Source organism: Sphingopyxis sp. RIFCSPHIGHO2_12_FULL_65_19, assembly GCF_001830555.1.
In the GTDB taxonomy this organism is placed as follows: domain Bacteria; phylum Pseudomonadota; class Alphaproteobacteria; order Sphingomonadales; family Sphingomonadaceae; genus Sphingopyxis.
In genome coordinates this window covers 1-17,759 of the sequence record NZ_MIAM01000051.1, presented here as the reverse complement: position 1 = coordinate 17,759, position 17,759 = coordinate 1, and the positions used below count along the sequence as shown (strand labels likewise).

Here is a 17,759-nt window from a genome sequence, read left to right as displayed (position 1 = left end):
CGGATGCGGCGCGACATGGCTTCGATCGCCTCGACATTTTCGCGGATCGGCTGTTCGCGCGGGATTTCCGACAGCGCGCCGAGGATCGTCGGCAAGAAACCGGGCAACTGCGCCTCTTCGGCCGCCGCCGGTTTGCCGAAACTGATCGACCGATAATCGGGCTTGGGATCGATATAGACGAAGCGGCGGTCGATCTCGCGCCGTGCCGGCCGCTGTTTGAGCGCCGCGATCGCGGGGCGGAAGGGCGCGTTGGCAAGCACCGATCCGTCGATCAGCACGCGATCGGCCGGATCGCCGTCGCCGCCCGCCGGAAGCTGAACGCGGATGAAGGCTTCGCGGCCGGGCCAGGCGATCTTTCGCTTGGCGAGCACGCGGTCCAGTTCGCGCAGCGTGAAAGGCGGAAAGGCGCCGGGGAAGCTTGCGGTCGCGCGCGCCGCGCCGACCAGTCCCGGCACATCGTCGAGCCGCGCGCCGGTCCGGCTGTCGGCGCGAAAATGCAGCATCAGCCGATGTTCGTCCTCGGTCACGCGCGCCGGGCTGTTGAGCGCCAGCGGCACGCTGTGCCCGGCGAAATCGGTGACCGATACGAACAGGTCGACAGGTTGGCCGTCGGGCACCAGCACCGGCCCGCGCGGCCCCGCGTCCATCGCGTCGAACGCGTCGAACAGCAGGTTCGTAAAGGTTTCGCCGCCGAATGGCGGTTCAAACCAGCGCGCGCGCACGAACCGCGACAGCTTGGCGCGCACCTCGTCCTGCGCACCTTCGCCGACCGTGCGGTCGATGGCATTGCCGCGCTTTTTCATCATCCAGCCGGCGATCGGCACCGCCCAGAATTTGGTCGCCGCCGACAAGGGACGCGCATCGGGGTCGATCAGCTTGTCGACATCGGCGCTGCCCAGCCACAGGTCGGTCAGCGGGTCGAGCGACTGTCCGGTCGCCAGCGCGCGCGCCAGAAAGACGCCATTGATGCCCCCCGCACTCGCGCCCGCGACGATGTCGGCAAGCACGCGCAGCCGCACATTGCTGCGCCCCGCAATCTGTTCCAGCAGGTCGCCATAGACCGCGCCCGCGCCGGTCAGCGGGGCATCGTCGTGAAAGGCGCGCGACGCGCCGGCGAGCCGCCAGACCTCTTTCGTGATGCCATGCATATAGACGGCGAGGCTGATGCCGCCGTAGCAAATCAGGGCGAAGCGTAATTCCTTTTCCCGCATCGGCATCTTGATAGCGGGCTTTTCGGCGCTGTGGCGAATTTTCCACAGGCGCCGGGCAAAGAGCAAAAACGCGCCGTCGAGCCGCCTTTTCCCTTGCCTATGCGAATCGCTCTCATTAGCGGCGCTGCGAACAGGAGTTGATAATGATTCGCAAAATTGCCGTTGCCGTGCTGCTCAGCACCGCCCTTTCGTCGCCCGCGCTTGCGCAGGACGGCGTGCCCGTCGACAGCGACGCCGAGACCGGCCAGACGATCGTCGTGACCGCAGCGCGCACCATCCTGCCGCCCAGCGCGTTGCCGCTAACGATCGACATCATCGACAAGGACGCGCTCGACCAGCAGATCGCGATTTCGGGATCGGTCACCGACGCGGTCGCGACGCTGTCCCCCAGTTTTTCGCCGACGCGGCAGAAACTCTCGGGCGCGGGCGAGACGCTGCGCGGCCGCTCGCCGCTCTATGCGATCAACGGCATCCCGCAATCGACCCCGCTGCGCGACGGCAGCCGCGACGGTTTCACCATCGACGGCTTTTTCGTCGATCGCGTCGAGCTGATCTTCGGATCGAACGCCTTGCAGGGGATCGGCGGCACCGGTGGCATCGTCAACCAGGTCACCGTCGGCGCGCCCGCCGAGGAAGGCCTGTCGGGCCGCGCACTGCTCCAGGCGACCGCCGACAACGACCTGTCCGACGAAGGCATGGGCGGCAAGATCGCGGGCCTCGTCCAATATAAGGCGGGGCGCTTCGACGCCTCGGTCGGCGCCGCATGGGAACGCCGCGGCGTCTTTTTCGACGGCGAGGGTCGGCGCGTCGGCATCAACCTGACGCAGGGCGAGACGCAGGATTCCGAAACCCTCTCGCTGTTCGGCCGCTTTGGCTATGCGGTGACCGACACGATGCGGCTCGACCTGATCGCAAGCCGCTTCGAGCTGGAAGGCGACGGCGATTATGCGGCGGTCGCGGGCAACAAGATCGGCGGCGTGCCGACGAGCGCGCGGCCGGGCATCGCGCCGGGTGTTCCCGCGACAGGGCGCACCGAAAGCGTCGCGCTGTCGCTGACCGACACCGATCTTGGCGGCGGCAATTTCGTCAGCCAGATTTTCTGGAACCGCAGCCGCGACACCTTCGGCGGCGAGCCCAATCCGATCGCGACCTTTCAGGACGCGTCGATCGCGCCCGTCGGAACGCTGTTCGACCAGTCGCAGAACCGCAGCCGCAAATATGGCGGCAAGCTCAGCTACGAACGCGCGATGCCGGGGCTGGAGGCGCTGACCTTGATCGCGGGGTTCGACGCGCTGTGGGATTCGACCGAGCAGCGGCTGATCGCGACCGACCGCGCCTGGGTGCCGCCGACCGATTTCCGCAGCCTGGCTCCCTTCGGTCAAGCGAACCTCAAGCTTGCGGGCGGACTTGTCCGGCTTGCGGGCGGCGTGCGCTATGAAAATGTGAAGATCAGCATCGACGATTATACGACGCTGGCCTCGTCGGGCAGCACCTTCGTCGCGGGCGGCAGCCCGACCTTCGACGATGTGCTGCTGAACGGCGGCGTGATCGTCGAGCCGGTGCCGGGCATCCGCGCCTATGCCAGCTATGCCGAGGGTTATACCGTCCCCGACGTCGGCCGCATCACCCGCGCCGTCCGCACGACCGGCATCGACATCGACGATTTCCTCGACATCTCGCCGATCGTCTCGAACAACCGCGAGCTGGGGGTCGAAGTCAAGCGCGGCCCGCTCGACGCGAGCGCGACCTATTTCTGGTCGTCGAGCAAGAAGGGCCAATTGCTCATCGCGCGCCCCGACGGCATTTTCGACGTCCAGCGCCAGCGCGTCGAGATCGAGGGGCTGGAAATCAACCTGGCGGTCAAGATGCCGGTCGACGGGCTGACGCTGTCGGCGGGCTATGCGCATATCGTCGGCCAATTCGACGATGACGAGGATGGCGTGGTCGAAACCGACCTCGACGGCGCGAATATCTCGCCCGACCGACTGAACCTGGCTGCGGCTTATGCGAACGGCGCTTTTTCGGCGCGGGTGCAGACGCAATTCTATCTTGCGCGCACCTTCCGCGGCCCGAACCGCGACGCGCGCAACGATTTCGAGGGTTATAATCTGACCGACGCGATCGTCCGCTACCAGACCAGCCTCGGCGGGGTCAGCCTCGCCGTGTCGAACCTGTTCGACAAGCAATATATCAGCTACGCCAGCGACACCCAGCGGCCGACCGACAATTTCTTCAACTTCGCGGGCCGCGGGCGCAGCTTCACGCTCGGCTGGGACTACCGATTCTGAGGTGGGGCGCTTTTAAATGATGAAACTGCTCGACACGCTGCACCGCTGGACGGGGGGGCTGATTGGCCTCGTGCTCGCGCTGCTTGGCCTGTCGGGCACCATCCTGCTCTATGAGCATCTGTGGATCGGCGTGCCGGGCACGGGCGACCCGCTGCGCGGCGACCTTGCCACCGTCACCGCCGCCACCGAAAAGCTGATGGCGACGCCGGGCGCGCAGGGCATCATCTATGCCGACACGCGGTTCGGGCTGCACCAGCTCCGCTTCGCCGAAGGGGCGGGCGCCTATGCCAGCCAGTCGGGCGAGATCGCGGCGCGCTGGGCGAGCCAGTGGGAGCGGCCGGAACTCTGGATCTTCGACTTCCACCACCATCTGTTCGCGGGCGACAATGGCGAATGGGTGATCGGCATCGCGGGGCTGTGCGGGCTGTTCTTCGTGATCAGCGGTGTCATCCTGTGGTGGCGAACACGGCGGACCTTCCAGCTTCGCCTGTGGCCGAAGCGGATGAGCCGCCCCGCGATCCTGATGCACCACCGCGACCTTGGCGTCGTGGTCGCACCCTTGCTGCTGATCTCGATCGTCACCGGCACGATGATGATCTTTCGCCCCTTTGCCCTGGGGGTGGTCGCGCCTTTCGGCCCGGTGGCCGAGACCGCCAAGGCGCTCGATCCGCCGAAATACAAGGGCGGCCCGATCGCCGAAAAGCCCGATTATACCGCGATGCTCGGCGAAGCGCGCCGCCGCTTCCCCGACGCGGAATTCCGTATCCTCAGCCTGCCGCGCAAGGCAGGCGACCCGATCAGCCTGCGCATGAAACAGCCTGCCGAATGGCTGCCCAATGGCCGCACGACCCTCGCCTTCGATGCCGCGACGGGCGAGGTGCTCGGCGCGCGCGACGCGCTGAAGCTCGCACCCGGCGCGCAGGCGTTCAACATGGCCTTCCCGATCCACGCGTCGAAGGTCGGCGGCTGGACGTGGCGCATATTGCTGACGATCTCGGGCCTTGCGATGACGATGCTCGGCAGCTTCGCCGTGTGGACCTTCTGGTTCAGGCGGCCGAAACCGGCGAAGCGTCGGGCGAAGAAAGCGGTGCTGGCTTCGGCCTAGGCTCTTTCGTCATCCCGGATTTGATCCGGGGTCCATGCCGCGGGTGCTGGAATGGATGCCGGATCAAGTCCGGCACGACGATTAAGGTGAGGGACGATAGCCGCGCTTTCCTATTTTACCCGCCGCCCTATATCCTCCCTCACCCATGACCCGCGCCCGCGTCCTCCTTCTCACTGCCGCCCTCGGCCCGCTCGACTATCGCGTGCCGCAGGGCAGCGATGCGCCGCTCGGCAGCGTCGTCGTCGCACCCTTGGGCCCGCGGCGGCTGGGCGGCGTGGTGTGGGAGGATGCGAGTTTCGGCGCGCCCGACCCTGTCGGCGACAATCGCCTGCGGAGCCTCTACGAAGTCGTGCCGGTGCCGCCGATCGCGGCGCCGCTCCGCCGCCTCGTCGAATGGACGAGCGATTATTATCTCGCGCCGCCGGGCGCGGTGCTGCGCATGGTGCTGCCCGGCGTCGCCTTTGCCGACGCGCGGCGTCCGATCGTCGAATATCGCGCCACCGGCGAATTGCCCGCCCGCATGACGCCGCGGCGGATCGTCGCGCTCGAAGCGATCGGCGAGCGGCAGGGGATGGTGCGCGAACTCGCGGCGATGGCCGAAGTCAGCGAGGCGGTGATCCGCGGGCTGGTGCAGACGGGCGCTCTGGAAGCCGTCACCGTCTCGGCTGACCAGCCCTACCCCGACCCCGACAGCGGCTTTGCCCCGCCCGATCTCTCCGACGAACAGATGGCGGCGGCGGCGCAGCTCAGGGACGCAGTGGCGGCGGCCAAATTCGACACGCTGCTGCTCGACGGCGTCACCGGGTCGGGCAAGACCGAAGTTTATATGGAGGCGATCGCCGCCGCGATCGACGCGGGTCAGCAGGCGCTGGTGCTGCTCCCCGAAATCGCGCTGACCGAACCGATGCTGACGCGCTTTGCCGCGCGTTTCGGATGCGAGCCGGTTGCGTGGCATTCGGGACTTCGTTCGACCGAGCGCCGCCGCGCCTGGCACAGCATCGCGAACGGCGAGGCGAAGATCGTCGTCGGCGCGCGCTCGGCGCTGTTCCTCCCCTATGCCCGGCTCGGCGTCATCGTCGTCGACGAGGCGCACGAGACGAGTTTCAAGCAGGAGGATGGCGTCCATTATCACGCGCGCGACGTCGCGGTGATGCGCGGGCATTTCGAGGGGTTGCCGGTGATTCTCGCCAGCGCGACCCCCGCGCTCGAAAGCCTGGCGATGGTCGAGGCGGGACGCTATCGCCACATCGTCCTCCCCGCGCGTTTCGGCGGCGCGACCTTGCCCGACCTTGTCGCGATCGACATGCGGCAGGATCCGCCCGACCGCGGCCGCTGGCTCGCGCCGCCGCTGGTCGACGCGCTCGCCGACCGATTGCAAAAGGGCGAGCAAAGCCTGCTCTTCCTCAACCGCCGCGGCTTCGCGCCGCTGACGCTCTGCCGCACCTGCGGCCATCGTATCCAGTGCCCCAATTGCACCGCGTGGATGGTCGAGCATCGGCTGGTCCACCGCCTCGCCTGCCATCATTGCGGCCATGTGATGCCGCCGCCGCGGCTGTGCCCCGAATGCGAGGATGAGGACAGCCTCGTCGCCTGCGGCCCCGGTGTCGAGCGCGTCGCCGACGAGGTGGCCCTGCGTTTTCCCGAAGCGCGCGTCGCCATCGTCACCTCCGATACGCTCTGGTCGCCCGCGAAGGCGGCCGAGTTCGTCGACAATGTCGAGGGCGGGCTGGTCGACATCATCATCGGCACACAGCTCGTGACCAAAGGCTATCATTTCCCCAATTTGACGCTGGTGGGCGTGGTCGATGCCGACCTTGGGCTCGACGGCGGCGACCTGCGCGCCTCCGAGCGCACCTTCCAGCAGATCGCGCAGGTCGCGGGGCGCGCGGGGCGCGGGGTCAAGCCCGGCGCCGTGCTGATCCAGACGCGCGTGCCGCAAGCGCCCGTCATGGCCGCACTCGTCGCCAACGACCGCGACGGTTTCTATTCGGCCGAAGCCGCGGCACGGAAATTCGCGGGTGCCCCGCCCTATGGCCGCTTCGCCGCGCTCGTCATCTCGTCCGAGGATATCGAGGTGGCGCGCGGCCAGGCGCAACGGCTCGGGGCGAAAGCGCCGGTCGCCGAGGGCCTCGCGGTCTATGGCCCCGCCCCCGCCCCGCTCGCGATGCTCCGCGGCCGCCACCGCTTTCGCCTGCTGCTCCACGCGCCGCGCAGTTTCGACTTGCAGGGCACGATCCGCGACTGGGTAAACAGCGTCGAATGGTCATCGAAGGCCCGGCTGGCGATCGACATCGATCCCTACAGCTTTGTTTAGGCATGACGGGGCTTTACTGGCAGGCGGCGCGCTGGCAGCATGGCACGAGATGCAATGCGGGGGCGCACAATGAAGACGATCGGCTTGGGCCTGCTGGCTGGAATCGCGCTGCTCGGAATGACCGACACCGCCAATGCCCAATGGCTTCGCGCCGACACCGACAGTTTCATCATTTATAGCGAGAGCAGCGAAAAATCGCTGCGCGACTTTGCCGAGAATTTGCAGCGTTTCGACACCACGCTCCGCCTGCTGTTCAACGTCGAAACGCCGGGCGAGGAAAGCAAGCTTCCCATCTACCTTGTCCCCGCGGCGAATGACGTCGCCGAACTGGCGACGGGATCGCGCAGCGCGCCGGTGGCGGGCTTTTACCGCCAGGACCGCGACGGCAGCTTTGCCATATCCTTTCGCCAGAACAACGGCGCGGGCGGCGTCGCCGGGACGTCGGCGGCCCAGCAGGTGCTGTTCCACGAATATAGCCACCATTTTATGAAGCGCCACCTGCGCGCCGCCTTTCCGGCTTGGTTGATCGAGGGGTTCGCCGAATATTATTCGACCGTCGATTTCGACAAAAAGGGTCATGCGATGATCGGACGGCCGGTCTATCGCCGCGCCTATGGCCTGTTGCAGATGCCGAAAATCCCGGCCGAAAAACTCCTGTTTGAACAGCCGGGCGCGATGCGAAGCAACGGGCAGACCGACGTCTATTACGGCCGCGCGTGGATTTTGACCCATATGCTGATGCACAGCGGCCCGCGCGGCGATCAGGTCAATCGCTACACCAATGCCATCAATGCGGGCACCGACGCCCGCCAGGCGGCGTCCGACGCCTTTGGCGACCTCGCGCTGCTCGACAAGGATCTTAACCGCTATATCCAGGGTAAGCTGAACTATCGGACCACCCGCGCGCCGGTCCCGGTGTCGGCCAATATCCGCATCGCGCCGCTGTCGGCCGACGAGGATGCGGTGATCATGCTGCGGCTGGAGCGGCTGAACGCGCGCGGTGACAAGGCACGGCTGGCGAAGGTGCGCGACGCGCTGCGCGCACTGGCGCAAAAAATGCCTTCAAATCCCGACCTTCACTACGAACTTGCGGCCGCGGAATGGGATATCGAGCCGGCGACGCGCGATCTTGCCGCGATGCGCGGCGCGCTGGACAAGGTGCTCGCGGCAAAGCCCGAACATGTGCGCGCCAATGTCCTGCTGGGCCAGCTCCAGTTGTCCGAGCTGCGCAAGAAGGGCGAGACCGACCCGGCGGCATGGCGCGAAGCACGGCGGCCGATCCAGATCGCCAACCGCGCCGATCCGAACGACCCGATCCCGCTCCACGCCTATTTCCAAAGCTTTTTGATCGAAGGAAAGCGACCGAGCGACATGGCGATCAAGGGGTTGGAACGCGCCTTCGTCCTCGCGCCCGAAAATCTCAATCTGCGCAGCGCCTACGCCGTATCGCTTGCGCATCTTGGCCGCTTTGAACCGGCGATCAACCTTGCCAAGACCGTCGCCTTCGACCCGCACGACAATGGCCGCGGCGACGCCTTGCTGAAACGGATCGAGACAATGCGCGACCGCGGCGCGGCCGCGGGCGCACAATCGCCCGACGATGACGGCGACTGACGCCCGTCAATAATCGGGTTCGGCGCCGCCAAGGACTTGCTGCGCCTGTCCGCTCAGCCACGCCATCGCCGCAGCCCAGGGCTGGTGCCCATGGCTGATCCGCGCGACGCCGAGCGCGGCAAGCTCCTGGTGCGTCGGGCCGCCCTTGCCGCGCAATATGTTCACGGGCAGCGGCGAGGCGTCGCAGATCGCCCCGATGCACGTCGGATCGAGCAGGAAGGGAACGAACAGCGAGTCGGCGCCGGCATCGGCATAGGCGCGCGCGCGTTCAAGCGTGGCGGCGACCAGCGCCGCGCCGTCCTTCGCCGGGTCAGCACCGCGAAATGTATCGCAGCGCGCGTTGACAAAAATTCCCGTGTCGCTTGCAGCGCGGTAACGCGCGGCTGCCTCGTCGGCCGGCAGCAGCTCCGACTGGCCCGGCAGGCGATCCTCCATGTTGATGCCCGCCGCTCCGGCGGCTTTCGCGCGGCCGACCGAGACCCCGACCATCGCCGCATCGGCGCCATAACCCGCCTCCATGTCGATCGTGACGGGCAGGTCGGTGACCGCCAGGATGCGGGCCAGATTCTCGAACACATCCTCGATCGGGAAATCCTCGCCATCGGAGCGACCCTGCGCGCCTGCGACGCCGAAACTGCCGGTGGCGATCGCCTTTGCCCCGGCCGCAGCGACAGCCTTCGCGCTCCCCGCATCCCAGATGTTGACCAGGATCAGCGGGTCGCCGGGGACGTGCAGCGCGCGAAACTCAGCGACTTTATCCGGCATCAGAAACTCTCCCTCTTCAGCAATTCTTCTTTGATCGGCAGGCCGTAAGCATAGCCGCCGAGCGAACCGTCGCTGCGCACCACGCGGTGGCACGGGATCAGCACCGCCACATTGTTGGCCCCGTTCGCACTTCCCGCTGCGCGCACCGCCTTGGGCTTACCCACCGCGGCGGCGATGTCTGCATAGCTGCGCGTCTCGCCCGCGGGAATTTTCCGCAATTCGCGCCACACCGCTTCCTGAAAGGCGGTGCCCTTCACGTCGATCGGGATATGATCGAAACCGTCGGTCGGCGCCTCGACGGCGGCGACAACCTGCACGAGAAGTGCCTCGAACTCGGCGCCGCCCTCGACCAGCTCCGCGGCCGGAAACCGCGCCTCGAGCGCCTCGCGTCCCTCGGCGAACGACAAGCGGCACACGCCTCTTGTCGTCGCTGCGACCAGCATATCGCCCAGGCTGGTCGGCACGACGGCCCAATGGATCGTCGCGCCCCGACCGCCGTTCACCCATGCCGAAGCCGTCATGCCCATGCGTCCCTCCATATTCTGATAGAATCGCGACGGCCCCGAAAAGCCCGCGTCGTAAATTGCGTCGGTCACCCGGCTCCCTTTGCTCAGCGCCTGCCGCGCGCGTTCCTCGCGCAGCGCGCGGGCATAGGCGGCGGGCGACAGTCCGGTGTGGCGGGTGAAGACGCGCTGGAAATGCGTCGGCGAATAGCCGGTGCGCGCGGCCAGGTCGGCGAGCGCGAGCGGCTCCTCGCTCGCCTGGATCGCCTGGATCGCGGCAAGCACCGCACCCTCGTCGCGCGCGACATCGTCGGGGAGGCAGCGTTTGCACGGACGCAGCCCGGTTTTGCGCGCCGCGGCGCCGTCGCCGAAAAAGCGTATATTTTCGCGCAGCGGGTGGCGCGCGGCGCAGCTCGGCCGGCAATAGATGCCCGTCGTCAGCACCCCGGTCACGAAGCGCCCGTCGAGCGCGCGATCGCGGCGCAACACTGCTGCCCAGCGCGCATCATCGTCCATCAGGTCGCTGCTCATGCCGCATCCCTTTCGATCCGCGCGGCGAAACAGCCATGCGCGGCATTGTGCGCATCGATATAGGATATGGCCGCGTCGGCGAACAGGTCGCGGATGGCGGCATCGGCTTCGCCAGCTTGCGCAAGCCGCGCGGCGTGCAACATGCCGTCGGCGCCAAAGGCGCGCAGCGCCAGCGGGCGCCCCTCGAATAGCGGTGGGGTCGCGTCGCGATACTGCGCCGCATCGACACCCTGCCGCACATAGATGGCATAGGCGCTGCGATACGGTGTCGCGACGTCGTGGCTGGTGTGATGAAGCAAAATCAGCGCCTCGCCCGCTTTCGCATCCTCCAGGCTGATGCGGCACGGAAAGCCGCGGTCGGCCGTCGCGGTCACGCGCCGCGCGTTGATCGCCGCCAATTCGGCATCGCCCATCGCAAACAGCGGGGCAAAGCGATCGGGGCAAAGTCCCTGGATCACATAGGTCATCGAAACATCCTTTCTCGGCTGTCTCCCTTCCATGCCACCGCCCGATTCGCGGCGCGTCCCGATGCTTGCGTTCAAACTTCGGGCGGCTAGTGTGCGCGCCATGACCCGCCTCTTCTCGCTGCTGCTCGCCCTGTTCGCCCTTGCCCTGGTCCCGACGGCGCCCGTCCGTGCCGCCGACGACATCAGCGCCGCGTCGCGCAGTGTCGTGCGCGTTGTCACCGTTGCGATGATCGATGGCGAAGTGGTCGGCTTTGGGCATGGCAGCGGCATCGCGATTTCACCGACGCGGATCGTCACCAACGCGCATGTCGTCGAATCGGCGGTCCAATATCCCGGCAATGTCGCGCTCGGCGTCGTCCCGTCGGAAGGACAGAAAAGTTTTGCGGGAAAGCTGATCGCCATCGACACCAATCGCGACCTTGCGCTGATCGAGATTACCGAGGGCCGCCTGCCCGCCGCCGCGGTTTTCACCGGCCCGCTCGATTCGGGCGCCGACGTCGTTGCGCTGGGCTATCCCGGCAACGTCGACCTGGCGACCGCGCGCAGCGCCAACGATTATATCACCCCGCGCACCCCGACGCGCAGCGAGGGCAATATGTCAAACATGCAGGCGGTCGACGGGGTCGCGATGCTGATCCACACCGCCAAGATCTCGCGCGGCAATTCGGGCGGCCCGCTGGTCGACCAGTGCGGCCGGATCGTCGGCATCAACACCGCGATCACCCGCGCCGATGACGGCGATTCGCCCTTTGCCTTCGCGATTTCGGCGCGCGAACTCACGCGCTTCCTTGCCGACGCCAACCAGTCCTATGCCAGCATCGGCACCGCGTGCCTGTCATTTGCCGAAGCCGATGCGCGCGACCGCGCCGCGCTCGATGCCGAAGCGCGCGCGAGCGCAGAGGCGAACGCCGCAAAGGATACCGCCGCCAGGCTCGACCGCGAACGCCGACAGGCCCGCGCGGAGGAAGAGGCGCTTGCCGCGCGCGAAAACCGCATCGCGCTGGCGGGGGTGTTCTTCGTGATCGGCGCGCTGGCCGCGGGCGCCGGGCTGCTCTTCTACAGCCAGAAAAATATCCGCAATGCCAAGATGGCCGGGGGCGCGGGCGCCGCGCTGATGCTGGGTGCCGCGGTGCTGTTCGTCACCCGTCCCGACGCGCAGGCCGAAATTGCCAGCGAAGTCGCCGCGCCCGCCGCGGCCGCGCCGAAGCTCGCGCAGGGCAGTTTCCTCTGCACGATCCGCCAGGACCGCAGCCGCATCACCGTGTCGGCGACGACCGACGTTCCCGTCACGATCGGCGCCGACGGCTGCGTCAACGGCCGCACCCAATATACGCGCGGCGCCGACGACCGCTGGCAGCGCATCCTCGTTCCCAATGAGGAGGCGACCGTCACCGTGGCGTCGATCGATTCGACCGGGCGCGACTATCGCGTCGACCGCTATCTGCTCGATGCCGAAACGATGTCGAAGGCCCGTGAAACGCGCGCCGCGATCACGCTCAAGAGCTGCACCGCCAACCCCGACGAACTTGCCGGCCTGGCCGCGCAGCAGGATGCGATCCGCAGCAGCCTGCCCGCCAGCCCCAACGAACGGCTCGTCTACCGCTGCCAGCCGGCGAGGGGCGCGGCGGCTTTAACCGACAATTGAGCCGGAAATGGGTTAGCCCCCGCACGCCTTGAACAGCATCAGCGTCCGTTCGCGCGCCAGCTCGGCGCTCGGCTCGTGATAATCCTTGCGCCGGTCGCTGTTGAAACCGTGCCCGGCCTCATAAACGAAAATCTGCGCGGTCGGATGATTCTTTGCGATCAGCGCCTCAACCCCCTCGATCGGGATGCCGTCGTCGAAGCGGCCGAAATGCGCGATGGCGGCGCAGCGTGGGGCCTCATCCTTGAACATCGTCGGCACCAGGCTGCCGTAAAAGGCCGACGCAGCGGCGAGGTCGGGGCTGATCTGCGCCATCCGCCACGCGACCGAGCCGCCATAGCAATAGCCGGTGATGAAGACGGGGCCCTTCGCTTTGAGCGCATCGATGCACGTCTGCGCATCCTTCAGGCTCTGCTCGAACGGGTGCAGTTCGCGCGCCAGCTGGACCGCGCGCTGGAACTGCGGCCCCGAATAGTCGCTCTCGAACCCCGGATGTTCGCGGTCGAACAAGGCGGGCGAGAGCACCTCATAGCCCTCGGCGGCGTATTCGTCGCACATCTCGCGGATATGATCGGTGACCCCGAAGATTTCCTGGATCAGCACCAGACCGCCGCGGCGCTCCCCTTCCGCTTGGGCCTGATAGACGGGGATTTCGACGCCATCGTCCATCGTCATCCGGATCATCTCGCCCATCGCACACCTTCCCTTCGCCATCATATTTTTTGATTGAGCCGTCCCTATCGCACGAAGGGGCAAAAGCAATCGCCCGCCCGCCTTGCATTGCAGCAAAATCGTTGCTAGGCGCGCCGCGACTTCGCGTGGGGGACATTCGTCGAATCTCCCCAAAAAAGCGCGCGACCCATCCCCCACGGGATAGCAACAAAGGACTTTCACGCGTGGAGAATTCCGGCGGCATTCAAGGCAACATCACGGCGGGCCTCGCGGGCCGTTATGCGGTCGCTTTGTTCGATCTGGCGCGCGAATCGAACGCGATCGACGCGGTGGCGAAGAGCCTCAGCGACCTTCGCGCAGGTCTCGCCGAATCGGCCGACCTGACGGCCCTGATCGCCAGCCCCGTCGTCGGCCGCACCGATGCCGCGAACGCGGTCGCGGCGGTCGGCAAGGCGATGAAACTCGATTCGCTCACGGCCAAGTTCCTCGGCGTGCTCGCCGAGAACCGCCGGCTCGCCGACCTGCCCAAGATGATCGACGCGTTCGACGCGATCGTCGCCGATCATCGCGGCGAAGTGACCGCCAAGGTCACCAGCGCGCATCCGCTTTCGGCGGCGCAGCTGAAAGAGCTGACCGCGAACCTCAAAACCCGTGTCGGGCGCGACGTCAGCGTCGCCGCGACCGTCGATCCCGCCATCCTCGGCGGCCTCGTCGTCCAGCTGGGCAGCCAGCTGATCGACGGCAGCATCCGTACCCGTCTCAACAGTTTCGCCCAGGCGATGAAGGGCTGAAAAGCCCTACGCCCAATTTGCCCGATGAAAGGCTAAACCATGGAAATCCGCGCCGCTGAAATCAGCAAGGTCATCAAGGACCAGATCGCCAATTTCGGCACCGACGCAACGGTCAGCGAAATCGGTCAGGTCCTGTCGGTCGGCGACGGCATCGCCCGCGTCCACGGCCTCGACAATGTCCAGGCCGGTGAAATGGTCGAATTCGCCAACGGCGTTCAGGGCATGGCGCTCAACCTCGAAGCCGACAACGTCGGTATCGTGATCTTCGGCTCGGATAGCGAGATCAAGGAAGGCGACACCGTCAAGCGCACCGGCACGATCGTCGACGTTCCCGTCGGCAAGGGTCTGCTCGGCCGCGTCGTCGATGGCCTCGGCAATCCGATCGACGGCAAGGGCCCGATCAAGGCCGACAAGCGCATGCGCGTCGAAGTGAAGGCGCCGGGCATCATCCCGCGCACCTCGGTTCACGAACCCGTCCAGACCGGCCTGAAGGCGCTCGACGCGCTCGTCCCCGTCGGCCGCGGCCAGCGCGAATTGATCATCGGCGACCGTCAGACCGGCAAGACCGCGGTCGCGATCGACACCTTCATCAACCAGAAGCAGGCCAACGCCGGCACCGACGAGTCGAAGAAGCTCTATTGCATCTACGTCGCGGTCGGCCAGAAGCGTTCGACCGTCGCACAGATCGTCCGCCAGCTCGAAGAAAATGGCGCGATGGAATATTCGATCGTCGTCGCCGCGACCGCATCGGAGCCCGCTCCGCTTCAGTTCCTCGCGCCTTACACCGGCTGCACGATGGGCGAGTTCTTCCGCGACAACGGCATGCACGCCGTGATCGTTTATGACGATCTGTCGAAGCAGGCCGTCGCCTATCGCCAGATGTCGCTGCTGCTGCGCCGCCCGCCGGGCCGCGAAGCCTACCCCGGCGACGTTTTCTATCTCCACAGCCGCTTGCTCGAGCGCGCGGCGAAGATGAACAGCGACAATGGTTCGGGTTCGCTCACCGCGCTGCCGATCATCGAAACGCAGGCGGGCGACGTTTCGGCGTACATCCCGACCAACGTGATTTCGATCACCGACGGCCAGATCTTCCTCGAAACCAACCTGTTCAACGCCGGTATCCGCCCCGCGATCAACGTCGGCCTGTCGGTGAGCCGCGTCGGCTCGGCCGCGCAGACCAAGGCGATGAAGAAGGTGTCGGGCTCGATCAAGCTCGAGCTTGCCCAGTATCGCGAAATGGAAGCGTTCGCGCAGTTCGGTTCGGACCTCGACGCCTCGACGCAGAAGCTGCTCAACCGCGGCGCGCGCCTGACGCAGCTGCTGAAGCAGCCGCAGTTCCAGCCGATGCCGTTCGAGGAACAGACCGCGTCGATCTTCGCCGGCACCAACGGCTATCTCGACACTGTCGCGACGACCGACGTGTCGCGCTATGAACAGGCAATGCTCGCCTATCTGCGCAGCGACCACGCCGATGTTCTGAAGACGATTCGCGACACCAAGGACCTTGGCGACGACGCCAAAAAGGGTCTGGTCGCGGCGCTCGACGCCTTCGCCAAGATTTTCGCGTAAGCAAGTTACCGTGAGCCCGGCCTTCGCGCCGGGCTGACGAACAAGAGGGGCCGTAATGGCATCGCTTAAGGAACTCAAAGGTCGCATCGTCTCGGTCAAGTCGACCCAGAAGATCACCAAGGCCAAGAAAATGGTCGCCGCCGCCAAGCTGCGCAAGGCGCAGGCCGCGGCCGAAGCCGCGCGTCCTTATGCCGAGCGGCTCGAAGGCGTTGTCGCCAGCCTCGCGTCGAAGGTCGGCGCGTCGGATTCGGCGCCGAAGCTTTTGTCGGGCACCGGCAAGAGCGACACGCACCTGCTCGTCGTGCTCAACAGCGACCGCGGCCTGGCCGGCGCGTTCAACTCGAACATCGTCAAGGCGGCACGCGACAAGGCGCTCGAACTGCAGGCACAGGGCAAGAAGGTCATTTTCTACCTCGTCGGCCGCAAGGGCCGCCCGGTGATCAACCGCCTTTTCCCCGGCCAGGTGATCGAGAATTACGAAACCACCGGCATCCGCGACATCGGCTTTGAACAGGCACACGAGGTTTCGGCAAAGGTGATGGAGCTTTACGAAGCGGGCGCCTTCGACGTCGCCCATCTCTTCTATTCCAAATTCCGCTCGGCGCTGCTTCAGGAAGCGACCGGCCAGCAGCTGATCCCGGTTCCCGCCCCGGAAGGCGCCGCCCCCGGATCGGGGTCCGGGGCTTCGGTTGAATATGAACCCGACGAGGAAGCGATCCTTGCCGACCTGCTGCCGCGCAACATCACGATCCAGATCTTCAAGGGTCTGCTGGAAAACGCCGCGTCCGAACAGGGCGCGTCGATGACCGCGATGGACAATGCGACGCGCAACGCGGGCGACCTGATCAACAAGCTGACCATCGTTTACAACCGCACCCGTCAGGCGGCGATCACCACCGAACTCATCGAAATCATTGCAGGCGCGGAAGCGCTCTAAGCTATCCAAGCAAGGAAGAAAGTAATGGCTACCGCTCCCGAAAAGAAGGCTCCTGCCAAGAAGGCCGCCGCGCCCAAGGCGGCTGCGCCGAAGAAGGCCGCCGCGCCCAAGGCTGCAAGCACCACCGCTGCCACGGGCCGCATCGCGCAGGTCATCGGCGCCGTTGTCGACGTCCAGTTCACCGGCCAGCTCCCCGCCATTTTGAACGCGCTCGAAACCGACAACAATGGCAACCGCCTTGTCCTCGAAGTCGCACAGCATCTTGGCGAGAACACCGTTCGCACGATCGCGATGGACGCGACCGACGGTCTGACCCGCGGCCAGCCCGTCGTCGATACCGGCGCGCAGATCTCGGTGCCCGTCGGCCCGCAGACGCTCGGCCGCATCCTCAACGTCATCGGCGAGCCGATCGACGAACGCGGTCCGGTGAACGCCACCGCCACCGCGCCGATCCACGCCAAGGCTCCCGAATTTGTCGACCAGTCGACCGAAACGAGCATTCTCGTCACCGGCATCAAGGTCATCGACCTGATCGCGCCTTATGCCAAGGGCGGCAAGATCGGCCTGTTCGGCGGCGCCGGGGTCGGCAAGACCGTTCTCATCCAGGAACTGATCAACAACATCGCCAAGGGCCATGGCGGCACCTCGGTGTTCGCGGGCGTTGGTGAACGCACCCGCGAGGGCAACGACCTCTATCACGAATTCCTCGACGCCGGGGTTATCGCCAAGGACGCCGACGGCAACCCGACCCCCGAAGGGTCGAAGGTTGCGCTGGTGTTCGGCCAGATGAACGAACCCCCGGGCGCCCGCGCTCGCGTCGCGCTGTCGGGCCTGACCATCGCCGAATATTTCCGCGACCAGGAAGGCCAGGACGTGCTCTTCTTCGTCGACAACATCTTCCGCTTCACCCAGGCGGGTTCGGAAGTGTCGGCGCTGCTCGGCCGTATTCCGTCGGCGGTGGGTTATCAGCCGACGCTGTCGACCGACATGGGCGCGCTGCAGGAACGCATCACCTCGACCAACAAGGGCTCGATCACCTCGGTGCAGGCCATCTACGTTCCCGCGGATGACCTTACCGATCCGGCCCCGGCCACCTCGTTCGCCCACTTGGACGCGACGACGACGCTGAACCGCGCGATTTCGGAGCTCGGCATCTATCCGGCGGTCGATCCGCTCGATTCGACCAGCCGCGTGCTGACCGCCGCCATCGTCGGCCAGGAGCATTATGAGACCGCTCGCCGCGTTCAGGAAACGCTGCAGAAGTATAAGTCGCTTCAGGACATCATCGCGATTCTCGGCATGGACGAGCTTTCGGAAGAAGATAAGCTGGTCGTCGCCCGCGCGCGCAAG

The 17,759-nt window shown here is 66.3% G+C and carries 14 protein-coding genes; 9 read left to right on the top strand and 5 right to left on the bottom strand.

The annotated features are described in order from the left end of the window. Window positions 1-1,211, bottom strand: a 1,211-nt coding sequence (locus tag A3E77_RS14830) for a patatin-like protein (RefSeq protein ID WP_293647299.1), incomplete at its 3' end; no start/stop codon positions are given. Window positions 1,212-1,354: 143 nt separating this feature from the next. On the opposite strand from A3E77_RS14830, the gene A3E77_RS14825 reads away from it, so the two are divergent. The 4 genes from A3E77_RS14825 (at window position 1,355) to A3E77_RS14810 (ending at window position 8,532) form a co-directional block, all read left to right on the top strand. Further along, complete coding sequence (locus A3E77_RS14825) at window positions 1,355-3,499, top strand: TonB-dependent receptor (protein WP_293647295.1); 2,145 nt, start codon at window positions 1,355-1,357, stop codon at window positions 3,497-3,499. A gap of 19 nt (window positions 3,500-3,518) precedes the next feature. Continuing rightward, a complete protein-coding gene (locus A3E77_RS14820; RefSeq protein WP_293647297.1) occupies window positions 3,519-4,604 on the top strand; it encodes a PepSY-associated TM helix domain-containing protein in 1,086 nt (361 codons plus the stop codon). A 145-nt stretch (window positions 4,605-4,749) separates the two neighbouring features. Continuing rightward, window positions 4,750-6,918 carry a primosomal protein N' gene (locus A3E77_RS14815; protein WP_293647293.1) on the top strand — a complete coding sequence of 723 codons (2,169 nt, stop codon included), beginning with the start codon at window positions 4,750-4,752 and terminating at the stop codon, window positions 6,916-6,918. Window positions 6,919-6,987: 69 nt separating this feature from the next. Then, on the top strand, window positions 6,988-8,532 hold the full coding sequence (locus A3E77_RS14810; protein ID WP_293647291.1) for a tetratricopeptide repeat protein: 1,545 nt from the start codon (window positions 6,988-6,990) through the stop codon (window positions 8,530-8,532). A 6-nt stretch (window positions 8,533-8,538) separates the two neighbouring features. On the opposite strand, the gene A3E77_RS14805 is transcribed toward A3E77_RS14810, so the two are convergent. The 3 genes from A3E77_RS14805 to A3E77_RS14795 are packed head-to-tail and all read right to left on the bottom strand — an operon-like array spanning window position 8,539 to window position 10,798. After that, window positions 8,539-9,297, bottom strand: a complete 759-nt coding sequence (locus tag A3E77_RS14805; protein ID WP_293647289.1) for an isocitrate lyase/PEP mutase family protein — start codon at window positions 9,295-9,297, stop codon at window positions 8,539-8,541. Continuing rightward, complete coding sequence (gene ada / locus A3E77_RS14800; protein ID WP_293647287.1) at window positions 9,297-10,331, bottom strand: bifunctional DNA-binding transcriptional regulator/O6-methylguanine-DNA methyltransferase Ada; 1,035 nt, start codon at window positions 10,329-10,331, stop codon at window positions 9,297-9,299. The genes A3E77_RS14805 and ada overlap by 1 nt, the downstream gene beginning before the upstream one ends. Next, complete coding sequence (locus A3E77_RS14795; protein WP_293647285.1) at window positions 10,328-10,798, bottom strand: DUF1203 domain-containing protein; 471 nt, start codon at window positions 10,796-10,798, stop codon at window positions 10,328-10,330. Before A3E77_RS14795 ends, ada begins: the two co-directional genes overlap by 4 nt. Window positions 10,799-10,898: 100 nt before the next feature. Here A3E77_RS14795 and A3E77_RS14790 point away from each other — a divergent pair, with 100 nt between their 5' ends. Further along, window positions 10,899-12,443: a S1C family serine protease gene (locus tag A3E77_RS14790; protein WP_293647283.1), complete on the top strand. Its 1,545-nt coding sequence runs from the start codon at window positions 10,899-10,901 to the stop codon at window positions 12,441-12,443. A gap of 12 nt (window positions 12,444-12,455) precedes the next feature. On the opposite strand, the gene A3E77_RS14785 is transcribed toward A3E77_RS14790, so the two are convergent. Then, the gene (locus A3E77_RS14785) at window positions 12,456-13,133 is read right to left on the bottom strand and encodes a dienelactone hydrolase family protein (RefSeq protein ID WP_293647281.1); all 678 of its coding nucleotides are present in this window, start codon (window positions 13,131-13,133) and stop codon (window positions 12,456-12,458) included. 203 nt (window positions 13,134-13,336) lie between these two features. On the opposite strand from A3E77_RS14785, the gene A3E77_RS14780 reads away from it, so the two are divergent. The 4 genes from A3E77_RS14780 to atpD form a co-directional block, all read left to right on the top strand. Then, window positions 13,337-13,903, top strand: coding sequence for a F0F1 ATP synthase subunit delta (locus tag A3E77_RS14780; RefSeq protein ID WP_293647279.1), 567 nt, complete (start codon window positions 13,337-13,339; stop codon window positions 13,901-13,903). A gap of 39 nt (window positions 13,904-13,942) precedes the next feature. After that, window positions 13,943-15,472, top strand: coding sequence for a F0F1 ATP synthase subunit alpha (gene atpA, locus A3E77_RS14775; protein ID WP_293647277.1), 1,530 nt, complete (start codon window positions 13,943-13,945; stop codon window positions 15,470-15,472). A 55-nt stretch (window positions 15,473-15,527) separates the two neighbouring features. Continuing rightward, the gene (locus A3E77_RS14770) at window positions 15,528-16,409 is read left to right on the top strand and encodes a F0F1 ATP synthase subunit gamma (protein WP_293647275.1); all 882 of its coding nucleotides are present in this window, start codon (window positions 15,528-15,530) and stop codon (window positions 16,407-16,409) included. Between the two features lie 24 nt (window positions 16,410-16,433). Further along, the coding region (gene atpD, locus A3E77_RS14765) for a F0F1 ATP synthase subunit beta (RefSeq protein WP_293647273.1) at window positions 16,434-17,759 on the top strand (1,326 nt) is incomplete at its 3' end.